Raw genomic sequence first — 16,441 nt, 5'->3', positions numbered from 1 at the left:
TATATAAGCAGGAGGGTAAACAAATGGTATTGCTAAACAACACATTACAGTGCATTAAACCACTAAATAAAGAGGCTATGAAAAAAGCGTGGGATAGACTTGATAGTTTATCAAAACCTATAGGAAGTCTTGGTGAAATAGAAAATATTATAGCTAAGATGGCAGGGATTACTGGAGACATACATAATAAAATTAATAAAAAGAATGTAGTTATAATGTGCAGCGATAATGGAGTGGTGGAAGAAGATGTGTCTAACTGTCCTAAAAACGTAACGGCTATAGTTACTAATAATTTCACTAAAAAAATCACGGGTGTATATGTTTTATCAAAATTTGTTGGAAGTGAGATTACAGTTGTAGATATAGGCGTTGATGCAGACTTTAACAATCCTAAAATTGTAAATAAAAAAATTGCATATGGTACCATGAACATGATGAAGGGGCCCGCAATGACTAGGGAGCAAACAATTAAAGCTATAGAGGTTGGAATCGATACAGTTGATGATTTAGCGCGTAAGGGGTATGATTTGTTTGGTACCGGGGAAATGGGGGTAGGAAATACTGCCACAAGTGCAGCAATTTTGAGCGTTCTTTCAGGACTTGAAGTAGAGGTGTCAGTAGGTAAAGGTTCAGGAATTACGCAGGAGCAATTTATTAATAAAAAGAGGGTAATTAAGAAAGCTATTGAAGTAAATAAACCAGATAAAAATGATGTTATCGATGTACTTTCAAAAGTTGGAGGATTTGATATTGCGGGACTATGTGGGTGCTTCCTGTCAGCTGCGAAGAATAGGGTGCCTATTGTTATTGATGGATTTATAGCCTCAGCAGCTGCATTATGTGCTTATAGACTAAACCCATTAGTGAAGGAATATATATTTGCATCTCACTTATCTGCGGAACCGGGGGCAGCTTTTATAATGAAGGAAATAGGATTAAAACCTATGCTTAATTTGAACATGAGACTGGGGGAAGGGTCAGGTTGTCCACTTGCTTTTAATATAATTGAGGCGGCGCTTTTCACTATGGATAATATGGGGACATTTGAAGAGGCAACGCTTGATAGTAAAAAGTATATAGATATAAGGGAGAATACCGTAGGGTAAAATTTAGGTGTGAGAATTTATGAATATTTATTTGTTAAGACATGGCCAGACTGAAGAAAATAGAAAAGGGTCTTATTATGGTAATTTGGATATAAGTCTAAATGAAATTGGCATAGCTCAAGGCAATAAGGCTAAAGATTTCTTTGATGGCATAAAATTAGATAGAGTATACGTTAGTGATAAAAAAAGAACTTTAGAGATGGCAAAGTTAGTTTTAGGACAACAGGAAATTGCAGTTATACAAGATAATAGAATAAATGAAACTGATTTTGGAGATTTTGAAGGGAAAACATACGAGGAAATTAAAGTTTCATATCCCCAACAGTGTATTTGTTGGCAAAATAATTGGAAAGAATTTGTACCTCCGAATGGAGAAAGTTATATTAAACTATGTGAAAGAGTTAAGAACTTTATGGAGCATATTAAAAAGCTAGAATGCGATAATATTTTAATATGCGCTCATTCGGGAGTCATAAGAGCTATATATTGTTATATTATGAATGAAAATATAGATTTGTTTTGGAAATTTGGTTGTAAAAATGGGGATATAAGCATTATAAAATATGAATATGGTAATTTATATATTGATGCTATTATTCATAATGCATAGTTAGAAAATTGATTTGAGGTATATTTAGTTCTTGCCGATTAACTTTAAAATTAAAATAAACATTACTATTTAGGAAAGAGGTGAGCTTTGCAAGGACAAGTCTTTGCGAGCAAATAAAATGAGAGAATATTTAAATGATTTTTTACTGTTTTTCCAATTCTTCACACGGATACCTATAAATAAAAGTTTAAACTGTGACAAGGAAAACTTTAGGCGGGGATCTGTATTTTTTCCGGTGGTAGGATTATTTATAGGAATTGTCCAGTGGATAACTTATTATATATTAATAAAAGTGCTGCCAGTAGATATTACAGCAATATTTGTAGTTATTATACCGATAGTTATTACTGGAGGATTACATGTGGATGGACTTGGAGATACTTGTGATGGTTTCTTTTCGTTTAAAGGAGACAAACATAAAATAATAGAAATTATGAAGGACAGCACAGTAGGCACTTATGCAACTATTGCTATAGTATTTGATATGTTAGCACGATATGCAGCGGTCTGCACTATCATAGGAAAGAATTTACCACTCATATTAATTGCAACGCCAATAATTGCAAGATTTACCGTTGTTTTTATATCTTTTATTGGTAAGAATGCTAAAGAAACAGGCTCGGGTAATATATTTATTGGAAATATTGACATCAAAAGGGTGGTAATTTCAGGTATTATAACTATTGTATTTGGAACCTTATTAATAGGATTTAACAAAAGTGTTATATTGATACTATCAGCGTTACTTTTAAGTTTCCTATTTAATAAGTTTTGCGAGAGTAAAATTACGGGACTTACGGGAGATAGCTTAGGAGCTAATAATGAATTAGTTGAAATTCTAACTATGATCTTATTTATAGCAATAAGTTAAGGTAAGATAATGGGGACGGTTAACAATTATTTATATTATAATTGGGTGCAAGTTGTTTATGGAAACTTGTACCTTTTTATCGTTGAATTAATTTATTGAACACTAATTTTAATTATTTTTATATTATACATAAGTAAAATGTATATTTTTGATACTTGTCCATGTTTATTAAATGCATATATCCATCTGTTATTCTAATTTTTTTTATTTAATATAACAGATTTAATAAATAGGTAGGTTAAAGTAAATAATTAGAATGAATTTTAATGATTGTCATTAAGTTATTAATCATAATATTGAAGATTATATTAATAAATTATTACTAAGCATAACGTTTAATAAAATCCATGATAATATTCTCATATTTATCTTCTGTTCCAATTAATTCGATGCCAATAGTGCTTAATTTTGATACTCTAGCCTGTGTAATGTTTCCAAGAGTGCTGGATATATCGCTAGATTTAAAATTACAGAGGCTCCTCATTAGAACAACGGTTAAGGCTTTTGCCCGTACAAGCTTTCTGCTGTACTTCATATAAAGATGAGTCTTTGATACATTCATCTTTGACGCTATATATTCTATTATATCTTCTGGCTTAAAGTTCCTTACAAGTATTTTTCGTTCACATTTATACTCTGATTTTTCATCTTTAAATTCTATTTCTTGTTTTAATTTTTCTCCATTACAGCGAAAGACAAGATTATAGTAATTCTTTCTTGCATTTTTTAGGTTATTACCAAAAGAGCTCATAATAAATCCATAATCAACTAATTTAAAAGAATCATGTCTTTTTCCTAAAAATATGGCTAGACTAGAAAAAGCATATTTTTCAGGACAATTTTTATATTCATCTATATCCGTAGGATTATTGTGTATATATAGAGATAAAGTCTTCAAATATCGTTCATTATTAACTATTTTACTCTTAAATCTATCTTTAAAAAGATGTCCTTCCCTTTTATATTTTTTATTAAAGTACATTGCATAAGAAAAATTTATTCCATGCATTGCCTTTGATATATCAGTGCCATTAGCATCAATCATTAAATGAGAATGGTTATCCATAAGACAGTAACCGTAGATTTTAAAATTATAGAGATATTTATACTTTTTTACAAGTGATAAATACTTGTTCTTATCCTCATCATCCTTGAATAAATTTATTTCGCTGATACTTTTGCACATAATATGAAATATCGAGTCATCTGTTTTTTCTCTTGCCTTTCTTGGCATTAAAATCACCCTTCCTCATAGATTTTTATTTGAATTATTGCCTATGAATCGGGATGATATTCATAATCTTAAGCTAATATATATATATAAATAATTTAAATAGTTGTTAACCGTCCCTAACTATTTTTCTGAATCATTTTTTTGCCTATTAAACTAAGGAGACACTCTAAATATTGACAGTACGGCTTAAATATAATAAACTAGAATTAATAGAGAATTGAATATGATTTTAGGTGCCTTGAAATAGGTGAAAAGGGAATGCGGTTTAAATCCGCAGCAGCCCCCGCTACTGTAATTGATGAAAAACTTTTAAATGCTACTTCGTAAATTAAAAATGAGGAAGGATAATTAAAGGAAGAATCAAAAGCCAGGAGACCTGCCTAAATGATGTTAACAAGCTTTCGGAGGGAAAGAACTATTTAATTATGGATTAATTAAAAAGTAGTCGCTATCGTATGCGTACTATTTTTTTTGTTTTAAAAAGCATTATATGTAAATGTTATGATAGATTTCGGAAAATATTTAGCAAGGTGGATGATCGAAATGAAGAAGGCAATTTTAATTGTAAGTTTTGGAACAACACATGAAGATGCAAGAAAAGTAACTATCGATGCAATAGAAGATAAAATAAGACATACTTTTGAAGATTATGATATAAGAAGAGCATTTACTTCACATATTATTCTTAGAGTACTTAAGAATAGGGATAATATTCATGTAGATACTCCAGAAGAAGCTTTGGAAAAGTTAAAAAGCGAAGGATATAATGAGGTAATTGTTCAGCCTTTGCATGTTATTCCTGGAGTAGAATTTGATTATATAAATAATGTAGTTAATAGATACAAAGAATGTAAAGCATTTAAAAATATCTTAATAGGAAGACCTCTTTTATGCTTTAAGGGTGAAGAAGCAGGCGTGCCAGATGATTACTCAATAATGGTGGATGCTCTATCAAAGCAATTGCAACCAATGGATACAGTAATTTTGATGGGGCATGGTACAAACCATATTGCAAATGCAGTATATTGCTGTTTTGAAAGCGTTTTAAGGGATAGAGGTTTTAACAATGTCCATGTAGCAACCGTGGAAGGGTATCCAACTTTGGAAAGAGTAATACCTAATGTTACGACTCAGAGTATTAGCGAAGTCACTTTAATGCCACTACTGCTCGTAGCAGGAGACCATGCCAAGAATGACATGGCGGGAGATGCAGAGGACTCCTGGAAGAGTATTTTAGAGGCAAAAGGGTTTAAAGTTAAAATATATCTGCATGGGTTAGGGGAAAATAGTGACGTTCAAGACATTTATATACAGCACATTAATGATGTAATTAATGAAAAGTTTAAGAATGTAGGGAAAACACATAAGGGAAATTAAAATTCTGCGTAAGTTATAAGTAACAAAAGTACGGTAGATGAGAGTTACAAGTAGAAAGGAAGGTATTCAATGATACATGGTGGAGATGTTTATACTAATGGATTACTTGAGGGGCGAGAATTAATAGATTACAGTTCTAATATTAATCCATTAGGGGTTCCTAAAAGTTTCACTGATAACATTAGTGAAGCCGTAGATGCTTTAACAAGATATCCAGATATTCAATATAGGGAGGTATTGAAAGAATTAAAAGAATACATTGATTGCCCAAAAGAATATTTTGTTTTAGGAAATGGGGCTGCAGAAATAATTGACTTAGTTATAGCTTGTCATAAAAATCTACTAATTGTGGTGCCATCTTTTGTAGAGTACGAAATTGATGCTAAAAAGTGGAATTGTAGTATAGAGTATTCTTATTTAAAAGAGAAGATTAATGAGAATACCTTATTAAAGCATGAATATGCTGAGCTTTCCTATGATTATGAGGATATTCTTAATAGATTACAGAGTGTAGAAGGTGTGGTTTTAGGTAATCCGAATAACCCCAATGGCAATATCATAAATAAGGCTGAGTTTCAAAAAATTCTTGAATATTGTGAATGTAACGACAAAGTCATAATAATAGATGAGGCTTTTATAGAATTTACTGGAGATTCACAGCACAGTTTCAGTGAAAAAGTTAAAACATACAAATGTTTATTTATAATAAGAGCATTAACCAAATTTTTTGCGATGCCTGGTATAAGGTTTGGGTATGGAATAAGTAGTAACGTAGACCTATTAAAAAAAGTTAAAGAAAAACAAAACCCCTGGAACATAAACTGTTTTGCAGAAATGGCTGCACGTCATGTGTTAAAAGATAACGTTTATATTGAAAAAAGCAAAGAGTGGATAAGAGCGGAAAGGCCTAGGTTTATAAGATCACTTGAAAATATTTCATTTATAGATAAAGTGTATTTAACCTATGGAAATTATGTATTATGCAAATTAAAAGGACTGGACTCAGAGGCACTTTATAAACTATGCCTAGCTCAAGGATTTGTTATAAGAAAAGCAGATAATTTTAGAGGACTAGATAAACAATATGTAAGGCTTGCTATTAAGGATAATGATAGGAATAGAAAATTGATTCAGTGTTTGAAAAACTTAGAATTGATAGTGAAAACATTGGGGACAGTTAACAACTAATTGCACATTAGGGGATAGTCCGCAAAAGGATGTGAATATAAATGAAGAGTATAGTCATAGCTTCAGATTCAAGTGGTGGTGGTAAGACCACAGTAACACTCGGAATTATGAAAGCGTTTAAAAATAGGGGATTTGAGATACAAGGGTATAAAGTAGGACCTGATTATATAGACTCAGCTTTTCATACAAAGATAACAGGTAAAGGTTCAAGAAATTTGGATTTGTATCTTATGGGAGAGGCGGGAGTTAAGGCTAGCTTTTCTAGAGGATGCGGAGAATTGGGTGTAGTCGAAGGTGTAATGGGTTTATATGATGGAAAAGGCATAAATACATCCTATTCTACGTATCACGTGTCAAAGGTTTTAGACTTGCCTATCATACTTGTATTGTCTCCAAAGGCTCAGGTAGCAACCCTCTGTGCAGAAATTAATGGAATAGTAAATTTTAAAGATGCGAATATAAAGGGCATAATACTAAATAATATAACAGAAAATTATTATAAGTTACTTAAGGCAGCAATTAAAGAAAACTGTAACTTGAAAGTGTTAGGCTATCTTCCAAAAGATGAACGATTAAGCTTAAAAAGTAGGCACTTAGGGCTAATTCAAAGCAGTGAAACAGAGGATTTAGATGAGAAAATTGAAATCTGTGCCAAGTTATTAGAAAAGCATTTGGATATGGATTTATTGTTAGAACAATTTAAAGAAAGTGAAAGGCATATAGATGATTTCCATGTGGAGAATAAGGGGAAAAGGATAGCTGTAGCCTATGACAAGGCCTTTAGTTTTTATTATAAAGAAAATTTAGAGCTTCTAGAGGAAATGGGACAAGTTATATATTTTAGTCCAATTAAAGATAAGAAGCTACCCAGTAATATTGATTTTCTTTACATAGGTGGAGGGTACCCTGAGGTTTTTATAAAGGAGCTATCTGAAAATACATCAATGCTTGGCAGTATAAAAAAAGCTCTTGATAATGGGCTACACTGTTACGCCGAATGTGGAGGATTAATGTATCTTACTGAGGGAGAAAAACTGCAAGGCGAAGAAAAAATATCACATAATACTGTTGGCTTTTTTAAGGGGTATTACACCTTAACAAAAAAGCTTCAGAACTTTGGGTATGCAGAAATAAAGGTAGGGGTAGAAAATAATATTTTACCACAAAATATGAGTATAAACTGTCATGAGTTTCATAAATCTATTGTTAATTTATCTGAAGAAAAGGTATTTAAGCTTTCTAAAGAGGGTTATGATGGATATGAGAAAAATTGGCAATGCGGATATGTTAAAAAAAATACTATGGCAGCTTATGGACATGTGCATTTTTGGGGAAACTTACAATGGTTTAAGGAGATTTTCAAATAGATTAATTAGTTGCTAACCGTCCCTACCTATGAACACTTATTTAAATTATTTAAATTAAAAGAAAAGGAGATTAAAATATGGATTATATAAAGATTCCTATGGATATAGAAAAAAAAAGCTTCGAAATTATTGGAGAAGAAATGGGAGAACATAAATTTTCTGACAAAGAGCTTTCAATAATCAAAAGAGTAATACATACTACAGCAGATTTCGATTATAAAAACATAGTTTATATTAGGGATGGAGCTATTGATGAGGCTGTAGAGTTACTTAAAAATGGAGCTACCATTTATACTGATACAAAAATGGCACTGGCAGGTATAAACAAAAAAGCTCTTAAAGATTTAAATTGTAAGGCTTTATGCTATGTAAGTGATGAAAAAGTGGCAGAGATAGCAAAAGCGCGTCACATAACGCGGTCTATGGCAGCAGTTGAAAAAGCGGTAGATGATGGAGTAGAATTTTTCATATTTGGTAATGCACCTACAGCTTTGTTTAGATTAAAGGAACTAATCGAGGAAGGAAAGTGTAATGCTAAATTTATATTGGCAGCACCTATAGGTTTTGTTGGAGCAGCAGAATCTAAGAAAGAAATTGAAAAATTAGATCTGCCAATGATAACAGTGCGAGGAAGAAAAGGTGGAAGCACAGTAGCTGCATCCATTTTAAATGCACTGATGTACATGATAGTAGATAGGAGTTAGTAATCCGCTAGAGTTTCATAGTTATTAGGCATTTTGAAATAAATGTTAGGTATCTTTAAATGAATAAGAAACTTAACAGGGGGTACGTAATAATGCTGAATTTATATGTTAATAGTAATGGAAAAAAGCTTAGATGTGGATATACCACTGGTTCTTGTGCTGCTGGGGCAGCAAAAGCTGCCACACAAATTTTATTTTATGATACCGAAATAGACGAGATAAGGATAGATACTCCAAAGGGTATAGAATTATTGCTACCAATATCTAAGGTAGCAAAGGGAGAAAATTTTGCTGAGTGTTGTATTATAAAAGATGCGGGGGATGACCCTGATGCAACTAATGGTATAGAAATTTGGGCAAGGGCTGAAAAAGCAGAATCAGTATATACATTAAAAGGTGGAAAAGGTGTAGGGATAGTTAGAGGAGAAGGATTATATGTACCCAAAGGGGAATGGGCAATAAACCCAGTACCTAGAAAAATGATAGAAAAAGAAGTAAAAGAGGTGCTTCCTAAGAAATCTGGGATTACAATAACTATATTTGTACCTAAGGGAGAAGAAATAGCCAAGAAAACATTTAATCCTAGACTTGGCATTGAAGGTGGTATATCAATACTCGGAACAACAGGAATTGTGACACCAATGTCAGAAGAAGCTCTCACACAATCTATACATATAGAAATATGTCAAAAGGTAGCTGCGGGGCATAAAAATCTTACCTTAGTTTTTGGTAACATGGGTGAGGATGTGGCTGCACAGGTAGGCCTTAAAGTTGACAATATAGTAATGATTTCAAATTTCATAGGATTTGCACTAAACAGCTGTATGGAAAAGGAAGTAGAAAGTGTAATTTTAGTAGGACATATAGGAAAGGTAAGTAAAATTGCAGCGGGATGTTTTCAAACTCACAGTAGAGTATGTGATGTGAGGCTTGAAGTAATAGCTTTAGAACTGGCGTTGGCTGGAGCACCTACGCAGCTTATTACACAGGTATATAAGGAAAAAACTACTGAAGGAGCAATAAAGCTAGTAGGTGAAAATTATAAGGATATATATGAAAACATTGCAAATAAGGTAAAGCGAAGATTATTCCAGTATACTTATGAAACAATTCCGGCAGAGGTTATTATGTTTTCGATGGATAAGGGAATTCTCTGTGACACAAGAAAGAATAGTTAGAATGGTTAGGGACAGTTAACAACTAATAGATGAATAAATAATGAAAGGTAGCAGAGTATATGGTTTATATAGTGGGTATTGGGCCTGGAAGCCCTAAATATATTATTCCTTTGGCAGTAGAGACTATGGAAAAGGTTGATGTAATCATAGGATTTGAAAGAGCTGCAATGAGTATACCAAAGATTAATGTCGAAAAGATAGTAGTGAAAACATTAAAGGATATTATGAATTTTATAACAGAAAACATAGAGAAGGATATCGCAATAATAGCATCAGGTGATCCATGCTTTTATGGTATCACAAATTATATAAAGAGTAATTTTAAAAGCAAAATAGAAATAGTACCTGGTATAAGTTCTTTTCAATACTTAATGTGTAAGCTCCAAAAGCCGTGGCAAAACGCTTATTTAGGTAGTATGCATGGAAGACGAGAAGAATTCATAAAAATAGTGCGGGAACACGAGATATCTGTGTGGCTTACGGATAAAAGTAATTCGCCACAGGCTTTATGTAGAAAGCTCTATGAAAATAATATTAAAGCCACAGCATATGTTGGGGAAGAATTATCATACGAGGATGAAAGAATAATAAAAGGTACAGTGGAAGAAATTAAGGAAAAAACTTTTAATGACCTTAGTGTGGTTGTTATAGAAAATTTAAATTAAGTAAGATACATAAAAATAAACAATAATATTGATTTGTTTGTGCTTACTTAGATATGGGGGATTAAACATGGCAAAATTATATGGTGTAGGGGTAGGACCAGGAGATAAGGAATTACTTACAATAAAAGCAATAAAAACTATTGGAAAATGCGATGTAATAGTAGTGCCTAGTGCTATGAATGGAGGCAAAAGTATAGCACATGAAATAGCAGAAGAGTATATTAATAAGGACTCTGAGGTGCTAGTTAAGCATTTTCCTATGGGGGGAGAAGAGCAGGAATCTAAAATATATGAAGCATTTAAAGCTGTTGAAGAAAAGCTAAAAGCTGGGAAAGATGTGGCTTTCTTAACTATAGGCGACCCGTTTGTATATAGTACATATATATATCTTTTAAATTATATAAAGGAAAGCGGATATGAAGTTGAAACAATTCCAGGTATAACATCATTTTGTGCTTGTGCGAGTATTGCAAATGAGTATTTAGTAATTGGTAATGAGCCTCTTTTAATACTTCCAGCATCTAGGCTTGATACTATAAAGGATGAAAAATTCTTAGTAATTATGAAGGTTTATAAAGTAGAAGAGGAAGTAATAAATCATCTAGAAGCAAAGGGATATAGCTATGTATATGTTAAAAAAGCAGGTAGGGAAGGACAAGAAGTTCTAAGAAGCCGTTTGGATATATTAAAAAATAAAGAGTACATGAGTTTAATAATTGCTAAGAAGGAATAGGGTAGGGACAGGTAACAACTAATTAAGCGGGGACGGTTAACAACTATATCAATAATAATTAATAAGGGATAGGTGGATTTTATGGTTTATTTTATAGGTGCAGGGCCAGGAGATGTGGATTTAATAACAGTTAAGGGAAGAAATATATTATCTAGTGCAGATGTAGTTATATATGCGGGATCGCTTGTGAGTGCTGAGCATATGACTTTCTGTAAGGAAGATGCAGCAATTCATAATTCCGCTTCAATGACACTCGAAGAAGTTATTGAGGTTATGAGAAAGGCACATATTGAAAATAAAAATGTAGTAAGACTACATACTGGAGACCCAGCTATATACGGAGCTATAAAAGAACAAATGGATGAGTTAGATAAACTAAATATAGATTATTCAATAGTACCAGGAGTAAGCTCCTTTTCAGCGGCAGCTTCTGTTATAAAAAAAGAATTCACACTTCCAAGTGTAACTCAAACTTTAATTTTAACAAGAGTAGAGGGTAGAACCCCAGTACCTGAAACAGAAGATTTAGAAAAACTTGCATCAGTTGGAGCATCTATGGCTATTTTTTTATCTATAAGTATGATAGACAAGGTAGTTGCAAAGCTTAAAGCAGGTTACGGAAGGAATGTTCCAATAGCTGTGATTGAAAGAGCTACTTGGCCAGATGAAAGAGCTATTATTGGGACTTTAGATGATATAGCAGAAAAGGTAAAAATAGCTAAAATAACAAAATGTGCTCAAATTCTTGTAGGCGATTTTATAGATTGTGAATATGAAAAGAGCCTTTTGTATGACAAGACCTTTACACATATGTTTAGAGAAGGAAAAAAATAGATAGCGAAGGGGATGTAGAATTGGGTAAATTATATGTAATAGGAATAGGACCAGGTGGACTTTCTCATATGACAATAAGAGCAATGGAAGCCATTAAAGAGAGTGATATAGTTGTAGGCTATAACAAATATATAGATATGATAAAACCATTATTACAAGGCAAGGAAGTATTCTCTACAGGCATGATGGGAGAAGAAGAAAGATGCAAAAAGGCATTAGAGCTTTGCCGTGGTAAGATAGTTAGTGTAATAAGTACTGGTGATGCTGGAATTTACGGAATGGCGGGATTAATTCTTCAGCTTCGAATAGATGAGGAGGTTGAGGTTATTCCGGGAGTTACAGCATCGTCAGCTGCAGCTTCAGTACTAGGAGCACCTTTAATGCATGACAATTGTAACATAAGCTTAAGCGATTTAATGACTCCATACGAATTAATTACAAAAAGAGTAAAGTTAGCCGCAGAAGGCGATTTCATAATTTCATTATATAATCCTAAAAGTAAGGGTAGACCTCATTATTTAAAAGAAAGTATAGATTTAATAAAAAAATATAGAGAAGGAACCGTACCAATAGCCGTAGTTAAAAACGCGCTTAGGGATGGACAAGAAGTAAGTATATCTACATTAGATACCTTTGATGAAAACATAGTTGATATGCTTTCAATTGTTATAATTGGTAACAGTCAAAGCTATGTAAAAGATGGTAAGTTTATAACACCAAGAGGTTATAAGGTTTAAAAAAATTGAGGGACAGTTAACAACTTTTTAGCTATTAGTAAACTAATAAGTAAGAAAAAGTTGTTAACCGTCCCCAACTATTTTAGGATGTGAATAAAAATGATAGGTTTAATTGTAGGGACTTCAGAGGGGAAAAATATTCTTGCAGGACTGAATGGGTTTACAGAGGATATTTTCATCTCAACAGCTACGGCTTATGGCGCAGAGCTTTTGAAAAATTATAAATATAAAATTTTCAATGAAAAACCATTAGACCTTTCAGGGTTAATGAAAGTCATACGATTACATGATATTAAAATATTAATTGATGCATCTCACCCTTATGCTCTAGAAATTACTGAAAATGCAATGGAAGCATGTAAAATCTATGGAGTACAATATGTTAGATATGAGAGGCCATCAGTTGTGGAAAAATTTAAGAAAAATAAAAATGTTATTGTGGTGGAGGATTATGATAGTCTATATACACAGCTTACAAAAGTAGAGGGAAATATTTTAAATACCACTGGTAGCAGAAATATAGATAAAATTCTAAGTTTTAATTTAAATAATAGGATAATACATAGAGTTTTACCTTCTGTTAAGGTTCTAGAAGAGATTTTAGAATTAGGAATAAGAGTTGAGGATATAGTGGCGATGAAGGGTCCTGTAGGCTATGAATTAAATTGTGGCTTTATTAAAGAATACAAGGCTAAGGCAATACTCATGAAGGATAGCGGAGTTCAAGGTGGAACTTACGACAAAATAAAAGCAGCTATAGATAATAATATACCAGCGTTTATAATAGGAAGAAAACCAATGGTATATTCACAGGTGTTTTATAGTGAAATAGAACTTATAAAATATATATCGGAATTAACGATGTAAAAATTAGTTTATACAAACCCCTTTAGTTTAATATTAGCTAAAGGGGTTTATAATTATGTATTATTTAAATTCATTAACTGTCTCACATACCTGTATGCATACATTTGTAGTTATTTGTACAAACTAATTAAAATGATTGTGGATGTATCACTATTGATACACATATATTATAGTGATATAATATTGATATTATGTAATGTAGGAGGATTTAATTTGAATAAAATAGCGTTGATTACAGACACTACAAGCGATTTAAGTAAAGAAACAATAGAGAAATATAATATAAATGTATTACCCTTTAGGATTATCTATTCTGATAGAGAATATTTGGATAATATAGATATATCGCCACAAGAAGTTTACGATAATATGAAAACAGAAGTACCTACATCCTCTTTGCCATCAATGAAGGATATGGAAGAACTGTTTTTGAAATTAGAAGAAGAAGGATACACTCATGTTATAGCAATAACTTTATCTACTGGGTTATCAGGTATATTTAATGCTGTGAAGCTTACAAGTGAAAATCATCCAAGTATTATTACTCATGTATGTGATTCACAATCTATAGCCCTAGGCGAAGGATTAATAGTAACGGAATGTGGAAAGCTGATACAAGAAGGAAAGAGTTTTGAAGAAATTGTTGAAGCTATTCCGTCTATTAAAAAAAGAATCCATCTATACTTTGTAGTAGGGACTTTAGAGTACTTAAAAAAAGGTGGAAGAATAGGGAAAGTTGCAGGCACAATAGCTGAGCTTTTAAACATTAAACCTATAATTTCGTTTGATGATGAAGGTAAGTATTGTACATGTGAAAAGGTAAGGGGTAGAAAGCAATCTCTTAATAAACTTGTAGAACTTACAAATAGCATTTTAGATAAAAAGAAGTGTAGGGTTTATATATTACACGGTGATGCATTAGAAGAGTCTAAAAAAGTAATGGAAAGTATAAGTCTCCATCCAAATGCTATTTCCGTAGAATTCGGAGGATATATAAGTCCTGTATCAGGGGTTCATAGTGGACCAGGTTTGGTAGGAATGGTTTGTATAGAGGAACCTTAAATAAAAATGGATGATATAGTGAATAAAGAAAGTGAGATAGACATTAGGGTGCAGGAAAAGAGGTTGTATGTTGAATACAAGAAAAAACTTTTACAGCTTCGAAAAGTTCAAAAGGAAAAAGAAGCTGTAGGTCAAGTATTCACAAAAGGGTTACTACCTTTGTACGTGCTATACATTCTAAGTTTAGGCGAAACTAATGGAAACGATATATCTCATAAAATTGGTGATAGAACAAATGGTCTTTGGATTCCTAGTACAGGCGGAATATATCCTCTTTTAAAAAAAATAGAAAAAGAAAAATTGATTATTGGGGAATGGAGTAATTCCAAGAAAGCACAGAAAATTTATAAAATCACGGTGGAAGGTAGAAGGCAGCTAGAAAATAAAAAATACCTACTACAAGATAAAATAGAAGAGGCTTTAGAAGTATTTAAAATTATTTATAGTGATTTATACAATTAAATATTATAACAAAAGAAGCTGCAGGTGAACTCACCCAAAGGGTGTATTATCACCTGCAGCTTCTTTTAAAGCTCACTAACTCAAAGCTTAAGCTTTAAGTCTCCTTGACTAATCCACCCTTTCTTCCTCATAATTTCTGAGAAGAGTAGAGTTAAAACAGCAGGGGCTATAAAGTGTAGAAGTAATATTTTTAAAACTATCACCGAAGTAGGTTGGCTCCCCTGCATAGCGGCAAGGGTTCCAAACTGACCTACAAGACCGCTAGTACCCATACCTGCACCTAGAGAGTTGTTTTTCATGGAGAAAACCGTAGTAGCAAGAGGGCCGAGTATTGCACCGGCAAGTGTTGGAGGTATCCAAACCTGGGGACGTCTTATTATGTTAGGTACTTGTAGCATAGAGGTACCTAGTCCTTGAGATACTAAACCACTTATCTTATTTTCTCTATAACTAGAAACAGCGAAACCTATCATTTGAGCACTGCAACCAACAGTGGCGGCACCGGCTGCAAGGCCAGACATTTTTAGTGAAATTGCTATGGCAGCACTACTAATTGGAGCAGTAAGCGCTAAACCCATTAAAGTAGATACAGCAATACCCATTGGAATAGGCATAAGAGTTGTAGCAGAATTTATGACTGCACCAATATTCGTCATAAGAACTGAGATATAAGGGCCAACAAACTTACCGGATATACTTCCAGTAACAATAGTAACAATGGGAACTATAACAATATCAATCTTAGTTTTTCCAGACACAAAGTTGCCAAGTTCTGCACCTATTACTGCAGCAATGAAAGATCCTACTGGGCCACCACCCATATACATATATCCAAAAGCACCAGTAGCAGCGCAGGAGAACATAGTAAGTGGGGTAACTTTTAAGCCCCAAGCTATAGCCACACCAATAGCTGCGCCAACTACAGGGGATTTAACTGAAATGATTTCTGCAAACTCTTCAAGGAAAGCTAGTGCAGGTATTTTTGATAATTGACTTAGTATTAGTCCAATAATTAATGAAGCAAATAGACCTAATGCCATTGCACTCAAGGCATCTAAAAAATATCGTTTAAGGCCTTTTTTTACAACGATTTTGAATTTTTCCATGAGGTTTCCTCCTAATAAAATATATACTTTGTTAAGTTATGAATATAAATAATGTTTATAATATTATGCACATAAACTGTTATTTAACTCAGGCGCACATGTATATACTGGTGTATATACATGTGCGCCTGACAACATTATAACATCTTATTATAAACACATCAATAAGATATACAAAAAAATGACAAGCCTAATATATAGTGAATTATTAGTGAGGTTATTAGCCTATAAAGTAAAGCCTATATCTTATTTTACATAGTAATTTAAGATATAGGCTAATTTTATTTTTTTATTTAAAACTTTTAAATAAAACTTTACGTTATTATATGTAGAAGGGTGG

The 16,441-nt window shown here is 32.6% G+C and carries 17 protein-coding genes and 1 riboswitch; of the genes, 15 read left to right on the top strand and 2 right to left on the bottom strand.

The genetic code is table 11. The features are described from left to right. Positions 1 to 23 precede the first annotated feature (23 nt). The 3 genes from cobT to cobS all read left to right on the top strand — a co-directional run bounded on the left by cobT (position 24) and on the right by cobS (position 2,587). Positions 24 to 1,106 (top strand): nicotinate-nucleotide--dimethylbenzimidazole phosphoribosyltransferase, encoded by a 1,083-nt coding sequence (gene cobT / locus KTC94_RS07405; RefSeq protein ID WP_216303402.1) that lies wholly within the window; start codon positions 24 to 26, stop codon positions 1,104 to 1,106. A gap of 19 nt (positions 1,107 to 1,125) precedes the next feature. Beyond that, positions 1,126 to 1,716 carry an alpha-ribazole phosphatase gene (gene cobC, locus KTC94_RS07400; protein WP_220286418.1) on the top strand — a complete coding sequence of 197 codons (591 nt, stop codon included), beginning with the start codon at positions 1,126 to 1,128 and terminating at the stop codon, positions 1,714 to 1,716. Positions 1,717 to 1,834: 118 nt separating this feature from the next. Continuing rightward, on the top strand, positions 1,835 to 2,587 hold the full coding sequence (cobS, locus tag KTC94_RS07395; RefSeq protein ID WP_216303404.1) for an adenosylcobinamide-GDP ribazoletransferase: 753 nt from the start codon (positions 1,835 to 1,837) through the stop codon (positions 2,585 to 2,587). 322 nt (positions 2,588 to 2,909) lie between these two features. On the opposite strand, the gene KTC94_RS07390 is transcribed toward cobS, so the two are convergent. After that, positions 2,910 to 3,821 (bottom strand): transposase, encoded by a 912-nt coding sequence (locus KTC94_RS07390; RefSeq protein WP_216303405.1) that lies wholly within the window; start codon positions 3,819 to 3,821, stop codon positions 2,910 to 2,912. Between the two features lie 214 nt (positions 3,822 to 4,035). Then, a riboswitch (cobalamin riboswitch) is annotated at positions 4,036 to 4,220 on the top strand. 144 nt (positions 4,221 to 4,364) lie between these two features. Here KTC94_RS07390 and KTC94_RS07385 point away from each other — a divergent pair. From KTC94_RS07385 to KTC94_RS07330, 12 genes are all read left to right on the top strand, one after another. Continuing rightward, the gene (locus tag KTC94_RS07385) at positions 4,365 to 5,198 is read left to right on the top strand and encodes a sirohydrochlorin cobaltochelatase (RefSeq protein ID WP_165411539.1); all 834 of its coding nucleotides are present in this window, start codon (positions 4,365 to 4,367) and stop codon (positions 5,196 to 5,198) included. A gap of 69 nt (positions 5,199 to 5,267) precedes the next feature. Then, entirely contained in the window at positions 5,268 to 6,386 is a 1,119-nt protein-coding gene (locus KTC94_RS07380; RefSeq protein WP_220286417.1) for a histidinol-phosphate transaminase, read from the top strand. 41 nt (positions 6,387 to 6,427) lie between these two features. Further along, on the top strand, positions 6,428 to 7,753 hold the full coding sequence (locus KTC94_RS07375; protein WP_220319945.1) for a cobyrinate a,c-diamide synthase: 1,326 nt from the start codon (positions 6,428 to 6,430) through the stop codon (positions 7,751 to 7,753). Between the two features lie 77 nt (positions 7,754 to 7,830). Beyond that, on the top strand, positions 7,831 to 8,457 hold the full coding sequence (locus tag KTC94_RS07370; protein ID WP_165411542.1) for a precorrin-8X methylmutase: 627 nt from the start codon (positions 7,831 to 7,833) through the stop codon (positions 8,455 to 8,457). Positions 8,458 to 8,549: 92 nt separating this feature from the next. After that, positions 8,550 to 9,635 (top strand): cobalt-precorrin-5B (C(1))-methyltransferase CbiD, encoded by a 1,086-nt coding sequence (gene cbiD / locus KTC94_RS07365; RefSeq protein ID WP_220286415.1) that lies wholly within the window; start codon positions 8,550 to 8,552, stop codon positions 9,633 to 9,635. 59 nt (positions 9,636 to 9,694) lie between these two features. Beyond that, on the top strand, positions 9,695 to 10,300 hold the full coding sequence (gene cbiE / locus KTC94_RS07360; protein WP_220319946.1) for a precorrin-6y C5,15-methyltransferase (decarboxylating) subunit CbiE: 606 nt from the start codon (positions 9,695 to 9,697) through the stop codon (positions 10,298 to 10,300). 67 nt (positions 10,301 to 10,367) lie between these two features. Beyond that, positions 10,368 to 11,033, top strand: coding sequence for a cobalt-factor II C(20)-methyltransferase (locus KTC94_RS07355; RefSeq protein WP_220286414.1), 666 nt, complete (start codon positions 10,368 to 10,370; stop codon positions 11,031 to 11,033). Positions 11,034 to 11,114: 81 nt separating this feature from the next. After that, positions 11,115 to 11,867, top strand: a complete 753-nt coding sequence (gene cobM, locus KTC94_RS07350; protein ID WP_220286413.1) for a precorrin-4 C(11)-methyltransferase — start codon at positions 11,115 to 11,117, stop codon at positions 11,865 to 11,867. 20 nt (positions 11,868 to 11,887) lie between these two features. Further along, positions 11,888 to 12,604, top strand: a complete 717-nt coding sequence (gene cobJ, locus KTC94_RS07345) for a precorrin-3B C(17)-methyltransferase (RefSeq protein WP_216303412.1) — start codon at positions 11,888 to 11,890, stop codon at positions 12,602 to 12,604. 99 nt (positions 12,605 to 12,703) lie between these two features. Then, complete coding sequence (locus tag KTC94_RS07340; protein WP_216303413.1) at positions 12,704 to 13,471, top strand: cobalt-precorrin-6A reductase; 768 nt, start codon at positions 12,704 to 12,706, stop codon at positions 13,469 to 13,471. 213 nt (positions 13,472 to 13,684) lie between these two features. Beyond that, complete coding sequence (locus KTC94_RS07335) at positions 13,685 to 14,533, top strand: DegV family protein (RefSeq protein ID WP_216303414.1); 849 nt, start codon at positions 13,685 to 13,687, stop codon at positions 14,531 to 14,533. A gap of 6 nt (positions 14,534 to 14,539) precedes the next feature. After that, positions 14,540 to 14,995, top strand: a complete 456-nt coding sequence (locus KTC94_RS07330; protein ID WP_165411550.1) for a PadR family transcriptional regulator — start codon at positions 14,540 to 14,542, stop codon at positions 14,993 to 14,995. A gap of 80 nt (positions 14,996 to 15,075) precedes the next feature. On the opposite strand, the gene KTC94_RS07325 is transcribed toward KTC94_RS07330, so the two are convergent. Continuing rightward, positions 15,076 to 16,101: a PTS transporter subunit IIC gene (locus KTC94_RS07325; RefSeq protein WP_220319947.1), complete on the bottom strand. Its 1,026-nt coding sequence runs from the start codon at positions 16,099 to 16,101 to the stop codon at positions 15,076 to 15,078. Positions 16,102 to 16,441 lie beyond the last annotated feature (340 nt).

This window comes from Clostridium sp. CM028 (genome assembly GCF_030585565.1).
Lineage (GTDB): Bacteria > Bacillota > Clostridia > Clostridiales > Clostridiaceae > Clostridium_AD > Clostridium_AD estertheticum_B.
This window is presented reverse-complemented; position numbering and strand designations above follow the sequence as displayed.

Bases quoted from the DNA above. Each gene is read 5' to 3' on its own strand.
- KTC94_RS07325 (WP_220319947.1), bottom strand. From the start codon at position 16,101: ATGGAAAAATTCAAAATCGTTGTAAAAAAAGGCCTTAAACGATATTTT.
- KTC94_RS07340 (WP_216303413.1), top strand. From the start codon at position 12,704: ATGATAGGTTTAATTGTAGGGACTTCAGAGGGGAAAAATATTCTTGCA.
- cbiE (WP_220319946.1), top strand. From the start codon at position 9,695: ATGGTTTATATAGTGGGTATTGGGCCTGGAAGCCCTAAATATATTATT.
- KTC94_RS07390 (WP_216303405.1), bottom strand. From the start codon at position 3,821: ATGCCAAGAAAGGCAAGAGAAAAAACAGATGACTCGATATTTCATATT.
- KTC94_RS07370 (WP_165411542.1), top strand. From the start codon at position 7,831: ATGGATTATATAAAGATTCCTATGGATATAGAAAAAAAAAGCTTCGAA.
- cbiD (WP_220286415.1), top strand. From the start codon at position 8,550: ATGCTGAATTTATATGTTAATAGTAATGGAAAAAAGCTTAGATGTGGA.
- KTC94_RS07330 (WP_165411550.1), top strand. From the start codon at position 14,540: ATGGATGATATAGTGAATAAAGAAAGTGAGATAGACATTAGGGTGCAG.
- KTC94_RS07375 (WP_220319945.1), top strand. From the start codon at position 6,428: ATGAAGAGTATAGTCATAGCTTCAGATTCAAGTGGTGGTGGTAAGACC.
- cobS (WP_216303404.1), top strand. From the start codon at position 1,835: ATGAGAGAATATTTAAATGATTTTTTACTGTTTTTCCAATTCTTCACA.
- KTC94_RS07385 (WP_165411539.1), top strand. From the start codon at position 4,365: ATGAAGAAGGCAATTTTAATTGTAAGTTTTGGAACAACACATGAAGAT.
- KTC94_RS07380 (WP_220286417.1), top strand. From the start codon at position 5,268: ATGATACATGGTGGAGATGTTTATACTAATGGATTACTTGAGGGGCGA.
- KTC94_RS07355 (WP_220286414.1), top strand. From the start codon at position 10,368: ATGGCAAAATTATATGGTGTAGGGGTAGGACCAGGAGATAAGGAATTA.
- cobM (WP_220286413.1), top strand. From the start codon at position 11,115: ATGGTTTATTTTATAGGTGCAGGGCCAGGAGATGTGGATTTAATAACA.
- cobT (WP_216303402.1), top strand. From the start codon at position 24: ATGGTATTGCTAAACAACACATTACAGTGCATTAAACCACTAAATAAA.
- cobC (WP_220286418.1), top strand. From the start codon at position 1,126: ATGAATATTTATTTGTTAAGACATGGCCAGACTGAAGAAAATAGAAAA.